Consider the following 23,701-nt stretch of genomic DNA (forward strand, 5'->3'; position numbering starts at 1 on the left):
GCAGGCTGTCCCCACCGCTCAACCGCGCATCAGCGCTTCGATCTCGTCGGCCTTCACAGGCACGCCACGGGTGATGAGTTCGCAGCCGGTTGCGGTGACGATGGCGTCATCTTCGATACGGATGCCGATGTTGTGGAATTGCTCGGGCACGCCCGCCGCGGGGCGTACATAGATGCCCGGCTCGATGGTCGTGCACATTCCCGGCTGCAGGATGCGGCTGGGACGGTTGGCAATGGTTTCGCCCGAGATCGGATCCTTGCGCTCGCTGACCACACCCAGCTCGCTGGGCTCCACATAGCTGCCGCAGTCATGCACATCCATGCCCAGCCAGTGGCCGGTGCGATGCATATAGAACTGGAAGTAGGCACGCGACTCGATCACATCCTGGGCCGTGCCGTACTTGGTGCGATCCAGCAGTCCCAGGTCCAGCATGCCCTGCGCCAGCACGGCCACGGTGGCGTCATGCGGGTCGTTGAAACGGTTGCCGGCCCTGGTCACGGCAATCGCCGCCTCCTGGCTGGCCAGCACCAGATCGTACAGCGCGCGTTGCGGGCCGGTGAACTTGCCATCGGCCGGGAAGGTGCGCGTGATGTCGCTGGCATAGCCATCGAGTTCGCAGCCCGCGTCGATCAGCACCAGCTCGCCGGGCCGCACCGGAGCCTTGTCGGCCTGATAGTGGAGCACGCAGGCGTTGGCGCCGGCGGCCACGATGGAGCCATAGGCCACATATTGCGAGCCATGCTGGCGAAATTCATGCAGCAACTCGGCGTCCAGATGGTATTCGCGCACCTCTTGGCCATTGCGGATCATGCGGGCCGAGCGCTGCATGGCGCGCACATGGGCCTGGGCGCTGATCTGGGCGGCGCGGCGCATGATGTCCTGCTCATGGGCGTCCTTGACCAGCCGCATCTCGTCGAGCAGCGCGCAGGCGTCGCCCTGCTGCGTGGGGCAGAGCACGCCATAGCGCGAGCGGGCGCGCACCTGGCCCAGCCAGCCTTCGACCTGCTCGGCCAGGCCCTTGTGGGTGGCAAACGGGAACCAGACACGCTCACGGTTTTCCAGCAGGCGCGGCAGGCGGGTGTTGATCTCATCGCTGGAATAGGCCTTGTCCACGCCCAGCTTGCTCAAGGCCGCATCCGGCCCGAGGCGGATACCGGTCCAGACCTCGCGCTCGATATCCTTGGGCTGGCAGAACAGCACGCTGCGGCCATCGCTGGTCAGCACCAGACAGGCGTTGGGCTCGGAAAAGCCCGTGAGGTAGTAGAAATAGCTGTCGTGGCGATACAGATACTCGGTATCGCGGTTGCGGTGCAGCTCGGGAGCCGTGGGGATGATGGCGACACCGCCGTCGCCCAACTGGGCGGCCAAGCGTGCGCGGCGTTGGGCGTAAACAGAAGTCATGCTGCTATCGTACTGCTGGATGCACGGCCTCGCAGGGCTGTGTCATCGCGGCAGTCAGCAATCACAGGCTAAGTACGGATTGCCGAGGAAGCCAGGGCCATGGTGTCGTCCGGCACCACGGGACCGGGCTGGCCGGCCCTGAAGCCCGACCACAGCAGGCTCAACCCCGACAGCACCAGCAAGCCGCAGACCAGCCACTCGACCAGCTTCCTGGGCAGGGCTGGCGGATGCCTGGCACTCCACCAGGTCACACCCGTCACCACCGGGAAGGCCAGGGCCGTCCAGCCAAAGACGGCCCAGTTCAGCTGCCCCTCCGCCGCCACCATCACGGCGCGCAGCACCGAGCAGGTGACGAACATGGCGAACAGGCAGTGACGCACCAGCATGCGGTCCATGGGCTGGCGGTAGAGGTGATAGACCATGGGTGGGCCGGGCGTGGCAAACAACCCGCCCAGCAGGCCCGATGACACGCCGGCAAACCACAGTGCGCCCGGACCCGAGGGCTGCGCCAGTGCCTTCTTCTGCGTCAGCAGCAGAAGAGCGCACAGCACGATCACCACACCCAGCAACATGCGCAGGCCGCTCAGCGCATTGCCGCTGAGCCAGTGCAGCAAAAACACGCCGGCGATCACCCCCAGCACGCTGCTGATAAGCATGGGTTTGAGCAAGCTCCAGTCGGCCTCAAAGCGGTAGGCCCGCATATAGCTGACGCCGTTGACGATGGACAGCAGACAGGCCACGTTGGCTGCATCGGCGATATCCATCAGATGGGTGGCACCGGCCACGCCGACAAAGATCAGACCAAAGGCGAAGCCTGTGAGGTTCTGGCAAAAGCTGGCCAGAGCGACCAGCGCCACAAAGAAAACAAGCTGCATGCTCTCACCCGATGACGGCCACAAGAGAAAGTGTGGATTGGCACCCGGTTGCGCCAGTCAGAAAAACAAAAAGCATAGCAGATGCTTGCCATGGCAAGCATCCAGGCAAGCCACAAACAGCTCCCGAATCAATAGCTGGCAACGCCTGATGAACAAGCGTCAGAACGCATTTTTTGCATCAACTACCTTGATCTGCTGCGCTGACCATTCCAGCAGTTGCTGACGTTGTTCGTGCCAGCCTTGGGGCGCGAAATCAGGCCAGTGGGCCAGCTGCTTGCGCGTGTCTACATTCCACAGCCAGCTCTGACCTTCACCCACCACCATCAGCCGTCCATTCACGCAATGCAGATGCTGAGCGCGAGGCAGGTCAGGCATGGGCCAGACCTGTCCGCTGTGACCTTCATCGGGTCTGGGCACGTGAATATCGAAAATCACCACGCCCGGTGCGTACATGCAGTCGGCAAATCCATCGTCATCCCAGTTGCCCACGTTCCAGATGGCGATGCGGGCATCGTCCAGCCACACACAGGGCTGGTTCCAACCCTCGCCCTGCGCAATGCGGCGGCGCGTGGGGCCATCTTCGGATTCCCAGCGGTTGCCATCGAGCCAGGCCGGCACAGACCACACGGTGGGAATGCCCACGGGCGCCCAGACCCAGCCATCGTCCAGCAGCCATTGCTGCGAAGGGCTGGGCAGCAAACGCCCGTGAAAATAGTCCAGATAGTGCGGCTGCCCGAACTCCAGTCCATCGCGCTCGGTCAGGTTCTCGCCCGTGGCGCAATCCATCGCGTCAAGCCGGTTCCAGTCCGTGCGATGAAGCAACACATCGCGCCCCTGATGCCGGGTGAAGGCGATGGAAAACGGTACTGTTCTGGGGTGATAGTCACCACCAAAAAGCTGTGCGGCAGGCTCGCCCGTACGCAAGTTCACCAGCACGCCAAACATGCCGCCATCATCGGCAATCACCGCATGGTCGCCACTGAGCGCGCAATGCACTTTGAAACCATGAGGCCAGTAAGGCGTGGGAGCCGTGGGCTCGGGCAGCTCCAGCTTTGCCAATTGCCGGCTCCGGCCACTGTCCAGATCCAGACCATGCAAGGCGCCATCTTCTGTCAGCAGCAGCAACTGCCCCCAGCTGGCCTGCGCGGTGCAGGCATGGACGATGGGCGAGTCTGGCCAGTCAATGCTGCGCAGGCTCATGCGGATTCGGTTTGATTGAGCTGGGCCAGCCGCTCGGGCGTGCCCACATCAACCCAGCGGCCGGTGTAAAGCGACGCGCCCACCAGACCATCGGCCATGGCACGGCGCAGCAGCGGGGCCAGCGGCGCGCGCAGGCCTTGGGGGTTTCCGGGCTCGACCTCAAACCAGGGCTGCGCAAACAGCTCTTTTTTCAATAGCGCAATAGTGCTATAGGTGTAGCGTGGTCGCTCATCATCAGCGGGCAGGTCCAGTGCCTTGCCATCGGCAAGGCCGAAGTCGCCACGCGGGTTGTGTGCGGGATTGGGCACCAGCCATAGATGGGCCAGTTCCTTGCTTTGGGCAAAGGCCTGCGCAGCCTCGGCAGGAAAGTGGAAGTCCGGCGCATAGACATCACCTGCGGCCAGCCAGAACACCTGGCCAAGCTGCGGCAATGCACGGCTGATGCCGCCTGCGGTCTCGAAGGCCTGCGCAGGCTCTTGCGAGTATGAAAGCGATAGCTGCTGACGCTTTTGCGCATTGGGCTCTAGCGCAAAAACACTGCCAAAGTACGTGGGAATCTGTTCGCCCAGCCAGCCGGTATTGATGACCGCGTGCTCAACACCTGCCGCTATCAGCGACTGCAGATGGTGCTGCAGCAGCGGCACACCCTGCACCTTGAGCAAGGGCTTGGGCGTGATATCGGTCAGCGGCCGCATGCGCTCGCCACGGCCTGCAGCCAGGAGCATTGCAAAAACTTGCCCCCCCTGAGTGGCTGCGCCGCTTCCCCCCAGGGGGTCGACACCCTCGCTGTGGGACGGCGCGGCCGGCCTAGGCCCTTGCTCGGTGTCCCTGGCTTGGGGCGCGTCCTGAGTTGGAGCCACCAGCGATGACACAGCGGGTTTTGTAGAGTCTTGGGAAGTCATGAAAAATGGAATTGAACGGCCGGTTTCTGGGGTTGCACTGTAGAGCATTGACCCGCACTGCACCTGCGAAAATTTCCCCTCCTTTAAAATGATGGGCTTCCCCCGAATAACACCCTCCTTTACGGAGCGCCCTGATGGCCAACACTCAACAAATGGCGAATGCGATCCGCGCACTCGCAATGGATGCCGTTCAACAAGCCAACTCCGGTCACCCCGGCGCCCCCATGGGCATGGCCGATATGGCCGTGGCACTGTGGAGCCGCCACCTCCAGCACAACCCCGTGAACCCTCACTGGGCCAACCGTGACCGTTTCATCCTGTCGAACGGCCATGGCTCCATGCTGATTTATTCGCTGCTGCATCTCAGCGGCTACAACCTGCCCATCGAAGAGCTGAAGAACTTCCGCCAGCTGCACAGCAAGACTGCCGGCCACCCCGAAGTGGGCGTGACTCCCGGCGTGGAAACCACCACCGGCCCTCTGGGCCAGGGCATCACCAATGCCGTGGGCTTTGCCCTGGCCGAAAAGCTGCTGGCCGCCGAGTTCAACCAGCCCAAGCACGAGATCGTGGATCACCACACCTTCGTGTTCATGGGTGACGGCTGCCTGATGGAAGGCATCTCGCATGAAGCCGCCGCACTGGCTGGCGCCTGGAAGCTGAACAAGCTGATCGCCCTGTGGGACGACAACGGCATCTCCATCGACGGCCAGGTCGCTCCCTGGTTCGGCGACAACACGCCTGCCCGTTTTGAAGCCTATGGCTGGAACGTGATCCGCGATGTGGACGGCCACAACGTGGACGCCGTGGACAAGGCCATCGCTGCCGCCAAGAAGAGCGCCGACAAGCCCACGCTGATCTGCTGCAAGACCCACATCGGCAAGGGCTCGCCCAACCGTCAGGACACTTCCAAGGCCCATGGCGAGCCTCTGGGCGCCGAAGAAATCGCGCTGACCCGCGCGGCTCTGGGCTGGACTTATGGTCCCTTCGAAATCCCCGCCGATGTCTACACCGACTGGGATGCCAAGGACCAGGGCGCCAAGGCCGAAGCCGCATGGAACGACAAGTTCGCAGCCTACGCCAAGGCCTTCCCCGAGCAAGCCGCCGACTTCACACGCCGCATGGCTGGCGAGCTGCCAACCAACTTCGGTGAAATCGCCGCCAAGATCGCTTCCGACGCCCATGACGCAGGCGCCACCGTGGCCAGCCGCAAGGCCAGCCAGCTGGCTCTGGAAGGCCTGACGGCAGCCCTGCCCGAGCTGCTGGGCGGCTCCGCCGACCTGACAGGCTCCAACCTGACCAACACCAAGTCCACTCCCGCTTTCCGCGTGGACGCCAAGGGTGCCGTGGTCAAGACCGAAGACGGCAAGATCGGCCGCCACATCAACTACGGTGTGCGCGAGTTCGGCATGGCCGCCATCATGAACGGCGTGGCGCTGCATGGCGGTTTCATCCCCTACGGCGGCACCTTCCTGACCTTCTCCGACTACAGCCGCAACGCCATCCGCATGGCGGCCCTGATGAAGCAGCGCGTGATCCACGTCTTCACGCACGACTCCATCGGCCTGGGCGAAGACGGCCCCACCCACCAGTCCATCGAGCACGCCGCTTCGCTGCGCCTGATCCCCGGTCTGGACGTGTGGCGCCCCGCCGACACCACGGAAACCGCCGTGGCCTGGACCGTGGCCCTGAGCCAGAAGAACAAGCCCACAGCCATGCTGCTGAGCCGCCAGAACCTGGCTTACTCGCCCAAGTCCGAAGACGCGCTGGACAATATCGCCAACGGCGCCTATGTGCTGAGCGAGCCCAAGGACATCGGTTTCAAGAAGAAGGCCCAGGCCGTCATCATCGCCACCGGCTCCGAAGTGCAACTGGCCATGGCCGCGCAGAAGCTGCTGGCCGAGCGCAAGATCGCCGTGCGCGTGGTCTCCATGCCCAGCACCACGACCTTCGACAAGCAGGATATGAAGTACAAGAAGGCCGTGCTGCCCGCAGGCCTGCCCCGCGTGGCCGTGGAAATGGGTGTGACCGACTTCTGGTGGAAGTACGGTTGCGACGCCGTGGTCGGCATCGACACCTACGGCGAGTCCGCTCCCGCAGGCGTGCTGTTCAAGCACTTCGGCTTCACCGCCGAGAACGTGGCCGACACCGTGCAGGTCGCTCTGCAGAACGCTGCCAAGTAAGCAAAAGGGGCCTAGTGCCCCTTTTTTCCAGCTGAAATGTGCGCTATTGCCGCCATCAGCCATCCGGACGAAGCCTCAGGCTTTGGAGTCCGGGCACAATTTGTACCGGTTTTTCATTACTCACTATTGACGAGGCAACTATGACGATCAAGGTAGGCATCAACGGTTTTGGCCGCATCGGCCGCAACGTGCTGCGCTCCGCAGTGCAAAACTTCTCCGACATCGAAATCGTCGGCATCAACGACCTGCTGGAGCCCGACTACCTGGCTTACATGCTGAAGTACGACAGCGTGCACGGCCGTTTTGACGGCGAAGTTTCCGTCGAAGGCAACACCCTGGTCGTCAACGGCAAGAAGATCCGCCTGACGCAAGAGCGCGACCCCGCCAACCTGAAGTGGAACGAAGTCGGCGCCGACGTGGTGATCGAATCCACCGGTCTGTTCCTGACCAAGGAAACCGCCCAGAAGCACATCGACGCCGGCGCCAAGAAGGTCATCCTGTCCGCTCCTTCCAAGGACGACACCCCCATGTTCGTGTTCGGCGTGAACCATGGCACCTACAAGGGTGAAGCCATCATCTCCAACGCGTCTTGCACCACCAACTGCCTGGCTCCCGTGGCCAAGGTGCTCAACGACAAGTGGGGCATCAAGCGCGGCCTGATGACCACCGTGCACGCAGCGACCGCCACGCAAAAGACCGTGGACGGCCCTTCGAACAAGGACTGGCGCGGCGGCCGCGGCATTCTGGAAAACATCATCCCCTCCAGCACTGGCGCTGCCAAGGCCGTGGGCGTGGTGATCCCCGAGCTGAACAAGAAGCTGACCGGCATGTCCTTCCGCGTGCCCACTTCCGACGTGTCCGTGGTCGACCTGACCGTGGAACTGAACAGCGAAGCCAGCTACGAAGAAATCTGCGCCGAAATGAAGGCCCAGTCCCAAGGCGCCCTGAAGGGCGTGCTGGGCTACACCGAAGACAAGGTGGTGGCCACCGACTTCCGCGGTGAAACCTGCACTTCCGTGTTCGACGCCGAAGCCGGTATCGCCCTGGACAAGACCTTTGTGAAGGTCGTGTCCTGGTACGACAACGAATGGGGCTACTCCAACAAGTGCCTGGAAATGGTGCGCGTGGTGGCCAAGTAATCCTCGCGGATTACAAGCCAAAACCGGCTCTGGCGCTTATCTGATAAGCGCCAATAGCTATCAAAAAGCCAGCATCGGCAACGATGCTGGCTTTTTTGTTGCGCGTCCCTCAGTACGCGTCAAAGGCAGAAAACGGAGGCTGCGCTACAGTCGGCAACAATTTCATGGCTTACACCAATCAGGTTCAGGCAAGAGCTTCGCCTCAGGGCTGCAGTCCTTGGTGCATCCCTGTTTGCCTAGGTCCTCAACTTCTCGTGCGTCGATTTTTGCCGCCCATTCATGTTTCTTGCCATTCCTCTTGAGAACAAGCCTTCATGGCGCAGCCCGCCCTGGATGACGGTGCTGCTCATCGTCATCAACTGCCTGATCTTCTGGGGCTGGCAAGCACCCGAGGAAAAAGTGGTGGAGCGCGCGGCGCAGGTCTATGCCAAGACGGATCTGCCAGCCATCGAGCTGCCGCCGTTTCTGGCTCACCTCAAGGAGCAGTCCGCACAGGACAACGCCCGTTATGAGCGCAGCGTGCTACAGGCTGCAGCAGCGCTGTACAAGCAAAAGGCTTATGGGCAGCTCTATGCGCTGATGTGGCAGGAAAAGAGGTTTCGCCAGCGCCTGCTGACTGGTCAGATCATCACGACCAGCCACCCCCGACATGCCGAGTGGCAGACCGCACGCAAGCAGTTTGCGCCACTGGAGCCACGCAGCAGTTTTACCGAACGCTGGTCCATGAGCTATGAGCCGGGCGCGGGCTGGCAGCCGTTGCAGGCCTTCACCTCCATCTTTCTGCACGGCAGCACCAGCCATCTGCTGGGCAATATGGTGTTTCTGTTCCTGTTCGGCTTCACGCTGGAACTCGCCCTGGGCTCCTTCACCTATCTGGCTTTTTACGTGGTCGGCGGTGTGGGGGCGTCGCTGTTTGCGCTGATGTTCTATGCCGGCATGGGCGGCTACGGCCTGGGGGCCTCGGGCGCGATTTCAGCGCTGATGGCCATGTATGCGGTGATGTACCGCATGCGGCGCATACGCTTTTTCTACATGCTGCTGTTCTACTTCAACTACGCCACCTGGCCGGCCCTGGTCATGCTGCCGGTGTGGATGGGGGTGGAGCTGCTCCAGCACCTGTGGGGCGGCAAGCAGGTGGCCTATATGGCTCACTTTGGTGGCCTGCTGACGGGGGCCGTGCTGATGTGGGTCTATATGCGCTTGCAGACGGTGGAGGCTCCCGTCAACGAAGAGGAACTGGCCAGGGCCGCCGCAAAGCCGCTGACCGATGCCGTGGCCCGTGCGCAGCGCCTTACTGACGCCCTGGATTTCGGCCGTGCGGCGCCAGCCTGGCGGGAGGCCGCGCGGCTGGCCCCCAGGGACCCTGCCATTCTGAAGGCCTGGTTCGAAAGCGCCCGTCATCACCCTGGCGGTGAGGACTTTCATGGCGCGGCGCGACTGATCTTCAAGCTGCCCGCCACCACCGATGCCGAGCGGCAGCTGCAGCTCTCCAGCTACCGCAGCTACCGCCAGCGCGCCAAGCCCGGCATGCGCATCAGCGCAGACACCATGCATGGCCTGGTGCGCAGCTTTGTGCGCATAGGCGCCCTGCCAGAAGCCGAGAAGCTGTGCCAGTCTCTGCAGCAGGCTTCGGACCATCCGCACTGGCCCGCGACCTTGTTGCTGCTGGTCAATGGCATGGCCCAGTCCGGTCAGACACAGCAGGCCCGGGCCTGGCTGCCGGCATTGCAGCAAATAGCACCGCAGGACCCGGTGACCCGCTGGCTGGCCCTGCAAAGTTGAAATTACGCGCCTGCCCCGCCGCCAGGCTTTGCACCCAGCTGTTCCAGCTCGTCACGCAACACCCATTCCACCTCCCGGGTAGAGGCATGCTCGGGAAAGAGCTGCTTCATGCGCATATAGACATGGACGCCTTGCATGGGCTGGTCCAGGCCTTGCTTGTAGGCTCGCACCACCAGCTCCAGCATGGACGGAACCAGTGCACTGCCTGCAAAGCGCTTTTCAAAGTTCTTGCCCAGAATCAGCACATATTTGGGCTTGCCTGCCTGCCATGCCTGCTGCGCCAGCTCGTGGCTGGCCTGGGCCGAGGCCAGCTGAAAATCCGGCTTGCGCTTGACGCAGCTGACCCAGGCCTCCAGTGCCTCGCTGGCTCGCTGCTGGGCCATCAGCATCGGAATGAAGCTCTGTCCAAGATCGGCCAGCGCATCGCCCTTCTCGGTAAGCTTGAGCACGCGGAAATAGCGGCGCTGATCGGGCAGGCTCTCCTGGTCCTCACGCCACCATTCACGCGCCTGATTCACGGCCTCGTCCATCCTGTTGTCCTGCACCAGCCGGGCGATTGCGGTGTCCCGGCGCTTGGACTCCTGCTCCCTGGGGTCCATCTGAATCGTGGCCACACCCTCGGGGGCCTGCACAGGGTCGATATCCAATGCCGCATGGTGCTGGTACATGACATAGCCAATCATGGCTGCCATGACCCAGGTGAAGTAAATCAACGCAAAACACACCAGGGGCAAAACCACTGCAGGCTTGCCGACCTTGAGCAGCATTTCCACCACCATGGGTGAGCCCTGCTGCAGCAGAAACAGGAAAAAGCACAGCAGCAAATAGGATTTGCCGATACCGAAAATCGTGGCCAGCAGCTCAAAGGGATTGATGGCCGAACTCAGACTATGGGTATTGATCAATACCATCCAGGTCGCCGGAATCAGGAATGCCACGATCAGATTGGCAATCACGCCCAGCGTCAAACTGCTGCTCGCCAGAAAACCGATCAACAGGCCAAAGACAAACAGCACGCCAAAGAATTTCCACGGCAGCCATTTCCAGCCGGGGTCCTCCTGGTCGCGGCGGAAATCAGAGCTGTGGGTAATGCCGCGCGAAGCGAATGCAGACACCTTGAATGCATAGCGGCTGACGGCCAGCATCAAACCCAGCCCCACCGCAATCGCGCCGAGCAGGCCAAATGTCAGGCCATAGCTGCATACAGACAGCACCAGAGCAAAAATCAGCGGCTCGGTCTGCAGCGGAAAGAGAAAGAAACTGTTGATCTTCTGCCAGAAAGGTGGGATTTTCCATTCAGAGGAATCTTGCGCCTGTCTGGCTCCGCGTATGGAATTCAATGCTTTCTCCCCGCTCTTTTTTCTCAAAGGTTGCGCCATACGCCTGCCGGCCCAGTCCCTCAATACCGCAGACATGGCTTTGCCCGAATTCTGAATCACGGGCCTGCCGGAATTTTCGGCAATCACCGTGAATCATCACGGTTTATGGATTTTCACGGCCATGGCCCCGGCAGATATTTCGATATTGCGCCAGAGCAACCCAAAGCCATCTGCCGCATTACCTTGGCAGACTGCGGACAAGCATGCAGCACGTAAAGTGTTCGCTGTTTGATGGAGATAAAACCAATGATTCATAACGCGCACGCAAAAAGCGGCGACCAGCCCTACCGCGTCACCCTGACCGATGAGCAAGGCCATACCTGGCATGCCGATGAACCCGTGGCCGACGGCGGTGCCGATACCGCACCAACACCCATGCAGCTCGTGCTCTCGGGCCTGGGAGCCTGCACAGCCATCACATTGCAGATGTATGCAGCTCGCAAGCAATGGCCGCTGAGCTACGTGGAGGTAGATCTCAGGCTCAACGCCGAAGGCAAGCCAGCCGACGGCAACCAGATCACGCGCAGCATTACGCTGCATGGCGCTCTGGATGAGGAACAGCGCCAGCGCCTGCTGCAGATTGCCAATGCCTGCCCCGTGCACAAGCTGCTGGAGGGCAAGGTTTCCATTCCCACTGCCTTGGCTGAAACCGAGCAGGCATGAAAATGGCCCCCACGCTTCCTCGCTTCGCGTAGTGCGCAGCCCCCCGAGGGGGGGTTTTCACCTTGGGGCGGCCCGGCGATGAAAAAAGCCCTGCAATCACTTGCAGGGCTTTGCTCATCGGCGCATGTAATCCGATTACACAGAGACTTCCAGCGCCCCTACTTCCACATAGTGCTCAAACTCGCGTTTGGCCAGATAGGCGGTCTCTGGCTGCTGGTCTTTGGGGTCCAGCCAGGACAGCACATAGCTGGCGATGGCGGTATCCACCTTCATCGCCGTGCCGACCGGAATTTCCTCGGAAGGGCCGTCGCCCACACGGTGCTCCACCTTGCCGGTCACGCGAGCTTCAAAGTGCTCAGGGTATTGCTGGACTTCGACGGCAGAGATCTGGTTGCCTTGGGTAGTTTGTTCGCTCATCTCTATTCCTCCTGCCAATATTGGGTTCACGGCGCACGACTGGCGCCTGTCGAAGAGCCCCTGGGCGGGCTCGTGCTTTCAAAGTAACCGACTCTGTGCCGAGCCGCTGTCAGCCAGGCGGCTGAATCGCCCTGCGTATGTAACTGCGTGCAAAGCGCTGGCTGATTCTGCCGCCTGATTGCACAAAAACTGCATTTCCCTGCACACTCAAAGCCCTTGCCGTCAGGATTTGTCATGAGTGAATCAAAGAACTTACAACGTCTTCCGACCCGCATTGCCGATGTCGGGGGCATCCCCATTCACCGCGCCATTCCCCAGCGCGCCCTGCGCAAAGTCGGTGCCTGGTGCTTTCTCGACCATGCCGGTCCTGCCGAACCGCCGCCGCCCGGCATGCAGGTAGGCCCTCACCCCCATATCGGGCTGCAGACCTTCACCTGGATGATCCGCGGCGAAGTCCTGCACCGCGACAGCCTGGGCAGCGAACAGATCATTCGCCCCGGCCAGGTCAATCTGATGACCGCCGGTCGCGGCATTGCGCATTCGGAAGAAAGCCAGACCACCCATGTACATGCAGCCCAGCTGTGGATTGCCCTGCCCGACAGTCACCGCCATATCCCGCCACGCTTTCAGCACTACCCCGACCTGCCTGGTGCGCAGATCGGCGACTATCGGGCCACCGTGCTGGCCGGCGAGTCGCTGGGTCTGACCGCACCCGCCGAGGTGCACTCGCCGCTCATGGCAGTGGATCTGCATGCCTCTTCCAATACCGGTACTGCACGCGCCAGCTTTCCCTTGCGGACGGACTTTGAGCACGCCGTCATGAGTCTGTCCGGTCATGTCACGGTAGAGGGCCAGCCCCTGCCCGAGCAGGAGCTGTTTTACCTGCCCGCCGGCATCGAATCCGTGGCGCTGGAGTGCGCGCCGGACAGCCGCTTGCTCATCATTGGCGGGGAACCCATGGACGAGGCCATCCTGCTGTGGTGGAACTTCGTGGCCCGCACCACGGAGGACATGCAACAGGCACGCGCACAGTGGGAGGCGGAAGCTGCCACCGACGCGCCCATGATCGACGGTGCCCCACGTCGTTTTGGCCCGCCCGTGGCATCGCCCCTCAAGCCTTTGCATGCACCTTCGCTGGAAGGCATGGCGCTGCGCGCATCCAAATAAGCGCTCAGCCGAATGAAGACCTCGTTTCTTTTCGCACCAAAATAGTGCGAAAAGAAACAACGCATCAAACCCAGGATGGCGTTTTACGGATTTTTAGAAAGATTTAAACACTTTTAAGAGCATATCCGGCAGACGCAAGCAGCCCACCCAACGTTATGCATGAAACGTTTGGACCCATGCATATCTTGCTTTCATAATTCGGCCCAACGCCCTGGCCACGAGAACGCGACCGCCGCCTTCTCTGTCCGGGGCGTTGCCACGTTTGAGCCATATCAGACCAGACGCGGCCAACCCTTACCGACCTCAAGAAAGCAGATCCATGCGTCAAGAACACGATTTCATCGGCATCAAAACCATTCCTCCCGACGCCTACTGGGGCGTTCATTCCGCACGCGCAGTGGAGAACTTCCCCATCACCGGTCACTCGGTGGCTCACATGCCCGAGCTGATCCGCGCTTTTGCCTTTGTCAAAAAGGCCGCAGCCCAAGCCAATCTGCAGCTGGGCTCCATCAATATCACTCAAGCCACCGCGATTTCCCAAGCCTGTGACGACCTGATCGCCGGCAAGCTGCACGAGCAGTTTGTGGTCGACGTCATTCAGGGCGGCGCTGGCACCTCCACGAATATGAACGCCAATGAGGTGATCGCCAACTGTGCCCTCGAGCACCTGGGATTGCCCAAAGGCAGCTACGACGTGATTCACCCGAATGACCACGTCAATGCCTCGCAGTCCACCAACGACTCCTATCCCACGGCCGTCAAGCTCGCCACCTATGCTGGCATCCAGAAGCTGCTGATCGCCCTGGCCGAGTTGCGCGCTGCATTTGAAGCCAAGGCTGGCGAATTTGCCCACATCCTGAAGATCGGCCGCACACAATTACAAGATGCCGTGCCCATGACGCTGGGCCAGGAATTCGCCGCTTTTGCCGCCATGATCGCCGACGATGAAAAGCGTCTGCGTGAATCCGCCTATCTGATGACCGAGGTGAACATGGGTGGCACCGCCATCGGCACCGGCATCAACGCCCCCGTGGGCTATGCCGATGCCGTGGTCAAGGCGCTGGCTGAAATCTCGGGCGTGCCCGTGGTCAAGGCCGGGGACCTGATCGCGGCTACCGGCGACACCGGTGCTTTTGCCGACATTTCCGGCATCTTGAAGCGTGTGGCCGTCAAACTCTCCAAGATCAGCAACGATCTGCGCCTGCTGTCCTCCGGCCCTCAGGCCGGCGTGGGCGACATCAAGCTGCCCGCGCGCCAGGCGGGCTCTTCCATCATGCCCGGCAAGGTCAACCCCGTGATCCCCGAAGTGATGAACCAGGTCTGCTTTGAAGTGATAGGCAACGACGCCGCTATCACCATGGCCGTGGAAGCCGGTCAGCTGCAGCTCAACGCCTTCGAGCCCCTGATGGCCTGGGCTTTGCACAAGAGCCTGACCCATCTGAGCAACGCCTGCAAGACACTGCAAGTGAACTGCGTGGAAGGCATCGTGGCCAACGAAGCACTGCTGGACGCCCGTATTGCCGAGTCCGTGACGCTGGTGACGGCGCTGAACCCGCTGATCGGCTACGAAAAGGCCGCCAAGATCGCCAAGACCGCGATTGCCAACGGCAAGCAGATTGCCGTGGTGGCCGAAGAGCTGGGCATCATGAGCGCCGCAGACATGAAAAAGCTGCTGGTGGCCGACAAGCTGACCCGGGCCGGTGCGCTGAGCGCCGCCTGATGCACAGGGCCGCTTGCGGCCCGGGCTTTGGCGAGTTTGAGGGCATGTTCTTCACGGGCATGCCCTTTTCCTTTTCGTAAGTATTAAAAAAGATAGCTGTCAGCGCTTTCTCATCAAGCGCTACAGACCAAAAACATACTTACTTCACCGAGATCGATTCACCAATCGCAAAGAACTGGCCGCCCGCCACATAGTGCAGCGTGCGCAGCTCGGCGGGTGCGCTGTCGAATTCCCAGTGACCATCGCGAAACACGCGCTCGTCCGCCCATGCGGCCACCACTTCCGCAATGAAAAGGTCATAGGTCTGCTGGTTGTGCGGCTCGGGAATCAGCTTGCAGACCAGCCAGGCGGCGCAGCCTTCCACCAGCGGCAGATCGAAACCGGGCGCCTCAAACAGCGCCACCTGATGACGAAGCAGTTTGTCGGGCATGGTCATCGCGCTGTCCGTGCCCAGCGCCACCGTCATGGCCGCCTGGCCTGCGGTGGGCAGTTGCAGCGCCAGCAGGCCGCTGCCTTCAACCAGCACGCGGGTGCGCGTGGCTTTGTCGAGCACCACGGTCACCTTGGGCGGCGCAAAATCCAGTGCGCAGGCCCAGGCGGCGGCCATGACGTTGTGCTCGCCCTCATGCCGGGCAGAGACCAGCACCGTGGGTCCGTGGTTGAGCAGGCGATAGGCTTTGTCCAGCGGGACGGGCGTGAAGTGTTCAGGGGACATGGCGAGAAAATGCAGGTGACAGGGAAGCAGGCGTGAAGCCGCTACGATGCATCGCATCTTTACCTGAACCGACAAACCTCAAGGAGAGCACCATGTTTAGCCACATCATGCTGGGTGTGAATGATCTGGAACGCGGCAAGCATTTTTACGATGCGCTGCTGGGCCAGCTGGGCATTGCGCCCGGCATCGCCAATCGCAACCGCTTCTTCTACCGCAGCCCCACGGGTACGTTTGCCATCTCCACCCCCATCAACGGCGAGTCGGCCACTGCGGGCAATGGTGCGACCACAGGTTTTGCCGCGCAATCCATAGAGCAGGTCAATGCCTCGCATGCGGCAGGCGTGGCCGCTGGCGGCGTCTCGATTGAAGACGCACCAGGCTGGCGTGGCGAGGGTCCTGCTGCACTGTATCTGGCCTATCTGCGCGACCCGGACGGCAACAAGATCTGCCTGCTGTACCGTCCGCCCAAGGCCTGAGCGCCAGCGCCTCGCCTGGATCGGCTACCATCATTCATTCAAAAACATGAGCACATAGCGCTTATCCAGAAAGCGCTTTAAGCCGATTTCTTTGAAATCTTATCCCGGCAACCCGGCTGCACTAATCGGACGGACTGCACGCAGATGGAAGCTGCACAGCACAATGCGGGCTGGGCAGCAACTTTGCGGCCCAGGCTTTTAGATTGTTTTTGTCATGACCCAGACCACCAACCCCGCCGAAGAACATCTGTGCGACGCCTGTGCCGGCATTCAGCGCAACTGGCGCAAGGCCCCTGGCCATGCCGAACTGATGCAGCGCGGCAACCGCAAGGAAGAGCGCGGCTCCAGCACCGTGACGGTGACCCGCTATGTCTGCGAGCGCTGCGGCACGGTCTGGGACTATGAGAACAACAAGCAGAACCAGAAGGCGGGCTGGTCCGTCATCGGCCGCGTCTGAGCGCGTATCCCTCTGGCTGTGACGGCGCCTTTGCGGCGCCGTTTTGTTTTTACGGACCCAAGGAAATCAGGTGCAATCCGCAAGCAATGAATGGTTTGATGAAGCCTATTACCAGCGCTTTTACTTTGACAAGAAGACCAGCGTGATCGACCCCGAGCATGCCCGCCGCCTGGGCCTGTTTGTCTGCTCCTATCTGTCCTATCTGCGCGTTCCCGTGCGGCGGGTGCTCGATATGGGCTGCGGCATCGGTCTGTGGCGCGAGGCGGTGGAGCAGCATTTCCCCGGCGTGCATTACCAGGGCGTGGAGTTCAGCCCTTATCTGTGCGAACGCTATGGTTGGGCCCAGGGTTCGGTGGTGGACTGGCAGCCCCAGGATGGCCAGCCTTTCGATCTGGTGATCTGCCAGGGCGTGCTGCCCTATCTGAGCCCTGCCGACCTGAAAAAGGCGCTGGCCAATCTGGGCTCGCTCTCACGCGGCGGCCTGTATATCGAGGCCGTGGCCCGCGAGGACTATGAGCGCGACATTATCGACGAAGACCTGACCGATGCACGCCTGTACCGCCACCGCGCCGAGCTTTACCGCCGCGGCCTGCAGCCCTGCTTCAAGGAACTGGGTGGCGGCGTATGGCTGAGCCGCAAGGCCGAGCTGCCGCTGTTCGAGCTGGAGTGTGTGGGTGGCTAAGAACGTGTTCATGATCTCCTCGCGCCGCGACAGTGACTTTGCGGGATGGGATGCAAGGCGCGATACCGCAGCAATAGCCGCGCTATTGCGAGGATTCGCAACGCCGCAGACCGCCCTCAAAGACACTGTCCCGAAGGGTTGGAGCGCAATCGGGCGATTTCTGCGCGCTGACTCTTGCTTGCACCCCGGTGCAAGCGGCGAGCCATCGCTTCGAACTCATCCCGATTGCGCTCCAACGCGGCGGCGTAGAGATCGTGAACACGTTCTAAAGCCCATCGGCACGCAGACCGCTTGGTGTTTTGCAGGCCTGCCCCTATATTGCGAGGCTTTTCAGAATAAAAAAGGTGAAGTATGCAAAACAGCTGGTTGCCATATAGCGGGCTGAAGATGGGTGCAGTGATGGCAGCAATCGCTGCGGCAGCCCTGATGGCAGGCTGCTCGGATTCCAAGAATGAAGCCCCGGCGCCCGCAACCGCAACGCCGCCTGCAGCAACTCCAGCCGCTGCTGCACCAGAAACCAAGCGTGTGATCGACCAGCTGTTTGACACCGAAACCATAGGCATGAACCTGGCCTATGTGGAAAAGATTGCCGGTCCGGCCATGCGCTCCGAGCAACACCGTCACCAGTTCCGCACGGACGGCTGCGAGGTCACGCTGGTCAGCGACGATGCGGACAAGGTCGTCAACTCCGTGGAAGTGAGCATCACCCCCAGCTGCAATCTGTCGCTGGCGCCTGTGCTGGGCTCCATGGCTGGCGAGCCTGCCACCAAGCTGGCAGAGCTGAGCTTTGGTCGCTTCGAGCAACTGCTGGGCGGCAACTACTACGCCGACTGTCTGACCCTTTGCGGCAACGCTGCAGACCCCGTGGTCTACCTGCAGGCCGAAGGCTCGCGCGCCACGGGCTTTATGGACTTCTCTGTACAGGCCCCCATGGTCGAAGATGCGGTGCTCGATGCCACCAGCGCCTGGCGCGACGCCATGACCAAGGCCGAATCCGAGGACTATGTGCTCGACACCCGCTTCAACTGCGAGCCCCAGCGCTTCAAGGACGTGATTGCACCAGGCCTCAAGAACGCCAAGCCCACGGTCTTCAGCTTCGGTCGCGGCCTGAAGTTCGAGCAAGGCGACTGCAACTAAGCCTCCAGCATTGGTTTTGGCAAAGACGGACAATCCGCGCTCCTGTTCCTGAACTTGCCGCTATCCGCCGTGCCTGCCTCCACGCCTTTGCCTTCGCCTGAGCTGCCCGATTCGCTTGGTGTGCCCATCTTGCTGAGCCAGCTGCAGACCATAGGCTCCGCCCTGGCGCCGCACGCGGTCTCGCGATTGCGCCAGGCGCGGCTGGCGCGCAGCACGCGGCCTTTTCTGGCCCGCGGCGGCCCGCGCGGTGAGCGCTGCGAAGGCTGCCGCCTGCGCCCCACGCATTGCATGTGCCAGTTGCGACCCGAACTGGCCACACGCGCCGGTTTTTGCCTGTTGATGCATGACGCCGAACCGCTCAAGCCCAGTAACACCGGCTGGCTGATCGCCGACGTGGTCAAGCACTGCTTCGCGTACGGCTGGTCACGCACCGAAGTCGACCCTGAACTGCTGGCCTTGCTGAACGACCCGCAGTGGCAGCCCTTTGTGGTATTTCCCGGCGAATACGCAGACCGGCCCGAGCGCGTGGTGCATGCGCTCCATGAGGGCCAGACCGCACTGCAGCCCGACAAGCGGCCGCTGTTCGTACTGCTGGACGCAACCTGGTCCGAGGCGCGCAAGATGTTTCGCAAAAGCCCTTACCTCGACGGTTTCCCGGTGCTGAGCCTGCATCCAGACCAGCTTTCGCGCTATCAGTTGCGCAGATCCAAGCGCGACGATCATTTCTGTACCAGCGAGGTCGCGGCCCTGTGCCTGGAGCTGGTAGGCGACGCCAGCGACACGCGCGCCGGTCAGGTGCTGGAGTCCTATCTGGGTGTGTTCACCGAGCGCTATCTGCAGGCCAAGAACCAGCAAAGCGCCGATGCACAGAGCGAAGCTCACCAGCGGCTGCGCGAGCGGATGGGCGCCACCTCGTGAAACGCGAGGCATGCGTCTGCCGCAGGAATAAGCATTCCACTCAAAGCGATAAGCCAGCAACGACAATGCGGCTCTGGGCCTCACGCGGGACGAGGCCTGTGCCGGACGGGGTTGGTGAATGAGCGCCGATGACCATGGGTCTAGGCGCTTTTTGTTTTCTGGAGTGGGTGATGGGCAAGTCGTTGAAATGGGGTTGGCTGACGGCGGCGCTGGTGTGCGCAGGTTCGGCCATGGCAGCTGGCAAGTCGGGCAAGGTGGATGCCGCCCAGATCGGCGCCAATATCGACACAGCTTTCGACGTCTCCGCCTCTCCCACGCTGCAGCGCTGGCAGGCCGGCGGCACCGTGGTGCTGGGCGTGCGCGAAGCCGCTGTCCCCATGTCCTACGCGATCGGTGCCAACGAGAAGTTCGTCGGCTATCACATGGAGCTGTGCGAGCGCGTGGTGCATGCGATTGCGCCCAGGGCCCAGCTCAAATACATGGTGCTGACACCGCAGAACACCATGCCGCTGATCAACAACGGCACGGCCGACTTCAACTGCGCCAGCATGACCAACAACCTAACGCGCCAGAAGCAGGTGGCCTTCGGCCTGACCACCTATGTCAGCGAGGTGCGCATGGCCGTGCGCGCCGACTCGGACATCACCTCCTTCAAGCAGCTGCAAGGCCGCAATGTGGGCGCCATCACGGGCACGACAGCGGTGCAGATTCTGCGCAAGTACGCCAGCGACAACGATCTGAACTTCAAGACGCTGATGAGCAAGGACCAGTTCGAGAGCTTTCTGCTGCTGGAATCCGGCCGTGTCGATGCCTTTGTGCTGGACGACAACATGCTGGCCGGCGTGATCGGCCAGAGCAAGAATCCCAAGGGCTACAAGATCGTGGGCGAGGTGATTGGTGCCGAGCCGATTGCCATCCAGTTCAGCAAGAACGACCCGCAGATCAAGAAGGCCGTGGACGGCGCCATACTGCAGATGATCCGCTCGGGCGAGCTGCACAAGCTCTACAACAAATGGTTTATGCAGCCGATTCCGCCCAAGAACGTGAACCTGAACCTGCCCATGGGCGAGGTGCTGAAGAAGCAGCTGGCCGCACCCAACGACATACCGCTGGAGCAGTTTGTATTGCCCCAATAAAGCGGAAAAGTCACATCAGCCGATAGACTGCAAGGCAAACCTCAAAGGGGAATGATTGTCGTGCTGGAGTATCTGGTCTATCCGCTGATTGCACTGATGTTTGTGGCGGTCTTCACGCGCGAAGTCATTGCGCCCGCCTCGCGCAATCTCTGCGACCGACGCTGGCTGATCTACAGCAGTGCATTGGGCGCGCTGACGCTGGTCTGCACACTGGCGCTGGGCTGGTTGCTGGAAGAGCGAATCCGCCAGCATGCGCTTTTCGATCTGGGGACACGCTGGAACCCGCTGCTGGTGGGGCTGCTGAGCTTTTTCATCACCAGCTTTGTCTTTTACTGGTGGCACCGCGCCACCCACGCCTCGGATCTGCTGTGGCGCGTGTTCCACCAGCTGCATCACAGCGCGCGTCGCATCGAGGTGCTGACCTCGTTCTACGCCCACCCGCTGGACTCCTGCGCTGCCATGCTGCTGAGCGTGATCTCCAGCTACTGGGTGCTGGGCGCCAGCCCGGCGGCGGCGGCCGTGGCCCTGGGGCTGACGGCGGCCTTCGATCTGTTCACCCATGCCGACCTGCGCACGCCGCGCTGGCTCGGCTATGTGCTTCAGCGCCCGGAAATGCATACCGTGCACCACCGGCATGGCCACCATGCGCAGAACTACGGCCTGCCGCTGTGGGACATGCTGTTCGGCACCTGGACCAACCCGGCCGAGCGGGCACAGAAGCTGGGCTTTGACGAAGACAAGTCCGAGCGCGTGGCCGAGATGCTGCTGTGGCGCGATGTGCATCTGAGCGGCCCGGCCTGTGGCCGCAAAAAATCGCACAGCACCCGCTAAATTGATAGCAAACTGCGTAGATGGTTGTAGCGAAACCCACTGTTTTTGTACTTAATTGTTAAAACAGTTCCGAATCTGCGCCTCAATCCCGCGCATTGCCCCTGCCAGGCTCGGCTCAAGGCTTGGGCTGCCGGAAAAAATCTGTTCAAATCGCCCGCGTCTGCCTGATTTCGCTCGGGCAGCACCCTCGGCTTGGCCCTGACGCCATACAAATGTCGTGACCCCACGGCCCCCATAGTCATCCTGCCAAGCCACTGCATGTCGCGCCCGCCGCGCATGCGTCCAGGCCCTGTGGCCACTGCAAAGCGCTGTTACCAGCTTCTTGCGCAAATTTCTGAATACTCTGGTGGTCGGACGAGCAGTCCGGCTGCTTTGCCCATTGCAAGCCCGGCCCGTGCCCGGGCGAAAGGAAAGGTGTCCGGTTTTGGTGGAGTCCGTGTACAAGCTGCGTTACAACCCTGCGCTCGATGGGTTGCGAGGCGTGGCCATCCTGCTGGTAATCCTCTCGCATGCCCATGCGCCGCTGTTCGATGGCGCGTTCTTCGGCGTCGACCTGTTTTTCGTGCTCAGCGGCTACCTGATCACCTCGCTGCTGCTGATGGAGTATCAGCAGCATGGCAAGCTCGACTACTGGCGCTTTTACCGCCGACGCTTCTTCCGGCTCATGCCTGCGCTGGCGCTCTTCCTCGGCGCCTACTGCATCTTCGCCCCCTTCATCTGGCCGGACCTCACCGATATCTATTCGGACGCCCTGGTCTCCATCCTCTACCTCGCGGACTACGGCATCGCCTTCTTCGACAGCCCCGACACCCTGCTCCATATGTGGTCGCTGTCGGTGGAGGAGCACTTCTACCTGATCTGGCCGCCGCTTCTGGTGCTGCTGCTGCGCAAGACCATGCCCGGCCGTGTCTGGGCACCGCTGCTGGCACTGTGGGTGCTGAGCACGCTGTGGCGCTTTTTCTGGGTGGCACAGGGCCAGCAGTTCTACGAGATCTTCTTTCGCTTCGACACCCGCGCCTCGGGCCTGATTGCCGGCGCCCTGCTGGCCGCACTGATGATCGAAAAGCCCCAGTGGATAGAGCGCCTGCAATCGCTGCGCGGCTACACCATGTGGCTGGTACTGGCCGTACCGCTGATCATGGAACTCAAGTGGGACGACCAGCACGCCATGGTCTGGGGCATCACCGTGGTCGAGTGCGCGGCCATCGTGGTGCTGCTGGCCGTGCAAAAGCCTTCGGGCCTGGTCTATGAAATGCTGACCGCACCGCTGCTGGTGCGCCTGGGCAAGCTGTCCTACGGCATCTACCTCTGGCATTACCCCGTGGTGCGCTATCTGCGTGCCGACTATTCCTGGCAGGTGACCGTGATTGCGGGCCTGCTGATCTCCACAGCGCTGTCCGCCCTGTCCTTCTACACGGTCGAGCGCTGGGCTCTGCGCCGCCGCGATACCAGCCAGCGCCCGGCTCCCCAACCCCGGCAGGAGCCGGGGCTGCGCGAAGCTACGCGCGGGTCTTAGAGCGTGTTCACGACCTTCTCGCGCCGCGACAGCGGCTTTGCGGGAGGGGATGCAAGACGCAATACCGCAGCAATAGCCATGCTATTGCGAGGATTTGCAACGCCGCAGACTGCCCGCAAAGCCACCGTCCCGAAGGGTTGAAGCGAAATCGGGCGATTTCTGCGCGTTGACTCTTGCTTGCACCCCGGTGCAAGCGGCGAGCCACCGCTTCGAACTCATCCCGATTGCGCTTCAACGCGGCTGCGTAGAGATCGTGAACACGCTCTTAAAACCCCGAGCCTGGCTGGGCCAGATATTCCTCCTCCCGGGCCGTATTGACACGGCCCAGGATGGGGTTGCGGTGCGGAAAGCGTCCAAAACGCGCAATCACATCCTGATGACGGTGGGCATAGTCCAGGGTGCCCGCCAGATATTCGCGAGTCTCTGCATCCGGGGCCATCTGCGCCAAGGCCTCGAAAGCCGCCACGCTGCGCTGCTGCATGGCGGGGTCTTCGGCGTGTTCCAGCGGTAGATACATGAACACGCGTACCACTTCGGGCAGCTCCATGTCAGCCCCGCTGTCCAGCGCTTCCAGCGCCAGCGTCAGCGCCTGGGCGTCCCCGGCAAAGCTCTTGGGCGTGTTGCGGTGAATGTTGCGGGTGAACTGATCGAGCAGCAGCACCAGAGCCAGATGTCCCCAGGGTCCCTCGTTCCTCCAATGCTGCAGTGCGCCGCCCAGGGCCGCCTCCACTGCCAGGCCAAAGCGCTCGCGCAGCTGTTCGTCAAAAGCAGGCGATTTGGTGAACCACTGTGCCTTGTGCTGCAGGGCTTCGCCGTTGCTGGGCCGGGCACTGCCTAGCCACTGGGTCAACACCTGATCGGGCAGCGTTGCATCCGCAACAACCGCGCTCAGCGCCTGAAGATAGGAGGGGTTTGCATTGTCAGTCATGCAAGCATTGTGACTTCAGGACCCTGCCAACCAGGGCAGGCCAACCTTGGCCGCAGGCAAAGTTGTCAGCCCGGCTTCAG

The 23,701-nt window shown here is 61.8% G+C and carries 22 protein-coding genes; 14 read left to right on the forward strand and 8 right to left on the reverse strand.

Going from position 1 to position 23,701, the window contains the following annotated elements:
- Positions 1-18 precede the first annotated feature (18 nt).
- The 4 genes from QMY55_RS23660 to QMY55_RS23675 all read right to left on the reverse strand — a co-directional run bounded on the left by QMY55_RS23660 (position 19) and on the right by QMY55_RS23675 (position 4,201).
- Positions 19-1,401, reverse strand: a complete 1,383-nt coding sequence (locus QMY55_RS23660; protein ID WP_283486520.1) for an aminopeptidase P N-terminal domain-containing protein — start codon at positions 1,399-1,401, stop codon at positions 19-21.
- A gap of 68 nt (positions 1,402-1,469) precedes the next feature.
- Entirely contained in the window at positions 1,470-2,276 is an 807-nt protein-coding gene (locus QMY55_RS23665; protein WP_283486521.1) for a sulfite exporter TauE/SafE family protein, read from the reverse strand.
- Positions 2,277-2,435: 159 nt separating this feature from the next.
- Positions 2,436-3,476 carry a hypothetical protein gene (locus QMY55_RS23670; RefSeq protein ID WP_283486522.1) on the reverse strand — a complete coding sequence of 347 codons (1,041 nt, stop codon included), beginning with the start codon at positions 3,474-3,476 and terminating at the stop codon, positions 2,436-2,438.
- Entirely contained in the window at positions 3,473-4,201 is a 729-nt protein-coding gene (locus QMY55_RS23675) for a nucleotidyltransferase family protein (protein WP_283486523.1), read from the reverse strand. Before QMY55_RS23675 ends, QMY55_RS23670 begins: the two co-directional genes overlap by 4 nt.
- A 311-nt stretch (positions 4,202-4,512) precedes the next feature.
- Here QMY55_RS23675 and tkt point away from each other — a divergent pair, with 311 nt between their 5' ends.
- The 3 genes from tkt to QMY55_RS23690 all read left to right on the forward strand — a co-directional run bounded on the left by tkt (position 4,513) and on the right by QMY55_RS23690 (position 9,479).
- Entirely contained in the window at positions 4,513-6,558 is a 2,046-nt protein-coding gene (tkt, locus tag QMY55_RS23680; RefSeq protein WP_283486524.1) for a transketolase, read from the forward strand.
- Positions 6,559-6,698: 140 nt separating this feature from the next.
- Positions 6,699-7,697 carry a type I glyceraldehyde-3-phosphate dehydrogenase gene (gene gap / locus QMY55_RS23685; RefSeq protein ID WP_283486525.1) on the forward strand — a complete coding sequence of 333 codons (999 nt, stop codon included), beginning with the start codon at positions 6,699-6,701 and terminating at the stop codon, positions 7,695-7,697.
- Positions 7,698-7,976: 279 nt separating this feature from the next.
- Positions 7,977-9,479 (forward strand): rhomboid family intramembrane serine protease, encoded by a 1,503-nt coding sequence (locus tag QMY55_RS23690; RefSeq protein ID WP_283486526.1) that lies wholly within the window; start codon positions 7,977-7,979, stop codon positions 9,477-9,479.
- Positions 9,480-9,481: 2 nt separating this feature from the next.
- On the opposite strand, the gene QMY55_RS23695 is transcribed toward QMY55_RS23690, so the two are convergent.
- Complete coding sequence (locus QMY55_RS23695; protein ID WP_283486527.1) at positions 9,482-10,819, reverse strand: hypothetical protein; 1,338 nt, start codon at positions 10,817-10,819, stop codon at positions 9,482-9,484.
- A gap of 285 nt (positions 10,820-11,104) precedes the next feature.
- Between QMY55_RS23695 and QMY55_RS23700 the strand changes: the two genes are divergently transcribed.
- Positions 11,105-11,521 (forward strand): OsmC family protein, encoded by a 417-nt coding sequence (locus tag QMY55_RS23700; protein ID WP_283486528.1) that lies wholly within the window; start codon positions 11,105-11,107, stop codon positions 11,519-11,521.
- Positions 11,522-11,656: 135 nt separating this feature from the next.
- On the opposite strand, the gene QMY55_RS23705 is transcribed toward QMY55_RS23700, so the two are convergent.
- Positions 11,657-11,938, reverse strand: a complete 282-nt coding sequence (locus QMY55_RS23705; protein ID WP_283486529.1) for a hypothetical protein — start codon at positions 11,936-11,938, stop codon at positions 11,657-11,659.
- Positions 11,939-12,172: 234 nt separating this feature from the next.
- Between QMY55_RS23705 and QMY55_RS23710 the strand changes: the two genes are divergently transcribed.
- The gene (locus QMY55_RS23710; RefSeq protein ID WP_283486530.1) at positions 12,173-13,105 is read left to right on the forward strand and encodes a pirin family protein; all 933 of its coding nucleotides are present in this window, start codon (positions 12,173-12,175) and stop codon (positions 13,103-13,105) included.
- Positions 13,106-13,424: 319 nt separating this feature from the next.
- Entirely contained in the window at positions 13,425-14,825 is a 1,401-nt protein-coding gene (locus QMY55_RS23715) for an aspartate ammonia-lyase (RefSeq protein WP_283486531.1), read from the forward strand.
- 139 nt (positions 14,826-14,964) lie between these two features.
- Here the strand turns inward: QMY55_RS23715 and QMY55_RS23720 are convergent, their stop codons facing one another.
- Positions 14,965-15,540, reverse strand: coding sequence for a flavin reductase family protein (locus QMY55_RS23720; RefSeq protein ID WP_283486532.1), 576 nt, complete (start codon positions 15,538-15,540; stop codon positions 14,965-14,967).
- 92 nt (positions 15,541-15,632) lie between these two features.
- Here QMY55_RS23720 and QMY55_RS23725 point away from each other — a divergent pair, with 92 nt between their 5' ends.
- From QMY55_RS23725 to QMY55_RS23760, 8 genes are all read left to right on the forward strand, one after another.
- The gene (locus tag QMY55_RS23725; protein ID WP_283486533.1) at positions 15,633-16,016 is read left to right on the forward strand and encodes a VOC family protein; all 384 of its coding nucleotides are present in this window, start codon (positions 15,633-15,635) and stop codon (positions 16,014-16,016) included.
- 214 nt (positions 16,017-16,230) lie between these two features.
- Entirely contained in the window at positions 16,231-16,473 is a 243-nt protein-coding gene (locus QMY55_RS23730) for a hypothetical protein (RefSeq protein ID WP_283486534.1), read from the forward strand.
- A gap of 70 nt (positions 16,474-16,543) precedes the next feature.
- The gene (locus QMY55_RS23735; protein WP_283486535.1) at positions 16,544-17,155 is read left to right on the forward strand and encodes a class I SAM-dependent methyltransferase; all 612 of its coding nucleotides are present in this window, start codon (positions 16,544-16,546) and stop codon (positions 17,153-17,155) included.
- A gap of 399 nt (positions 17,156-17,554) precedes the next feature.
- Positions 17,555-18,292 (forward strand): hypothetical protein, encoded by a 738-nt coding sequence (locus QMY55_RS23740; protein WP_283486536.1) that lies wholly within the window; start codon positions 17,555-17,557, stop codon positions 18,290-18,292.
- Between the two features lie 69 nt (positions 18,293-18,361).
- Complete coding sequence (locus QMY55_RS23745; RefSeq protein ID WP_407650571.1) at positions 18,362-19,210, forward strand: tRNA-uridine aminocarboxypropyltransferase; 849 nt, start codon at positions 18,362-18,364, stop codon at positions 19,208-19,210.
- Positions 19,211-19,380: 170 nt separating this feature from the next.
- Entirely contained in the window at positions 19,381-20,346 is a 966-nt protein-coding gene (locus tag QMY55_RS23750) for a transporter substrate-binding domain-containing protein (protein WP_283486537.1), read from the forward strand.
- Between the two features lie 51 nt (positions 20,347-20,397).
- The gene (locus tag QMY55_RS23755) at positions 20,398-21,177 is read left to right on the forward strand and encodes a sterol desaturase family protein (protein ID WP_283486538.1); all 780 of its coding nucleotides are present in this window, start codon (positions 20,398-20,400) and stop codon (positions 21,175-21,177) included.
- A 424-nt stretch (positions 21,178-21,601) separates the two neighbouring features.
- The gene (locus QMY55_RS23760; RefSeq protein WP_283486539.1) at positions 21,602-22,693 is read left to right on the forward strand and encodes an acyltransferase family protein; all 1,092 of its coding nucleotides are present in this window, start codon (positions 21,602-21,604) and stop codon (positions 22,691-22,693) included.
- 265 nt (positions 22,694-22,958) lie between these two features.
- Here QMY55_RS23760 and QMY55_RS23765 read toward each other — a convergent pair whose 3' ends face one another.
- A complete protein-coding gene (locus tag QMY55_RS23765; RefSeq protein WP_283486540.1) occupies positions 22,959-23,621 on the reverse strand; it encodes a DUF924 family protein in 663 nt (220 codons plus the stop codon).
- Positions 23,622-23,701 lie beyond the last annotated feature (80 nt).

It is taken from the genome of Comamonas resistens (assembly GCF_030064165.1).
GTDB lineage: Bacteria > Pseudomonadota > Gammaproteobacteria > Burkholderiales > Burkholderiaceae_C > Comamonas > Comamonas resistens.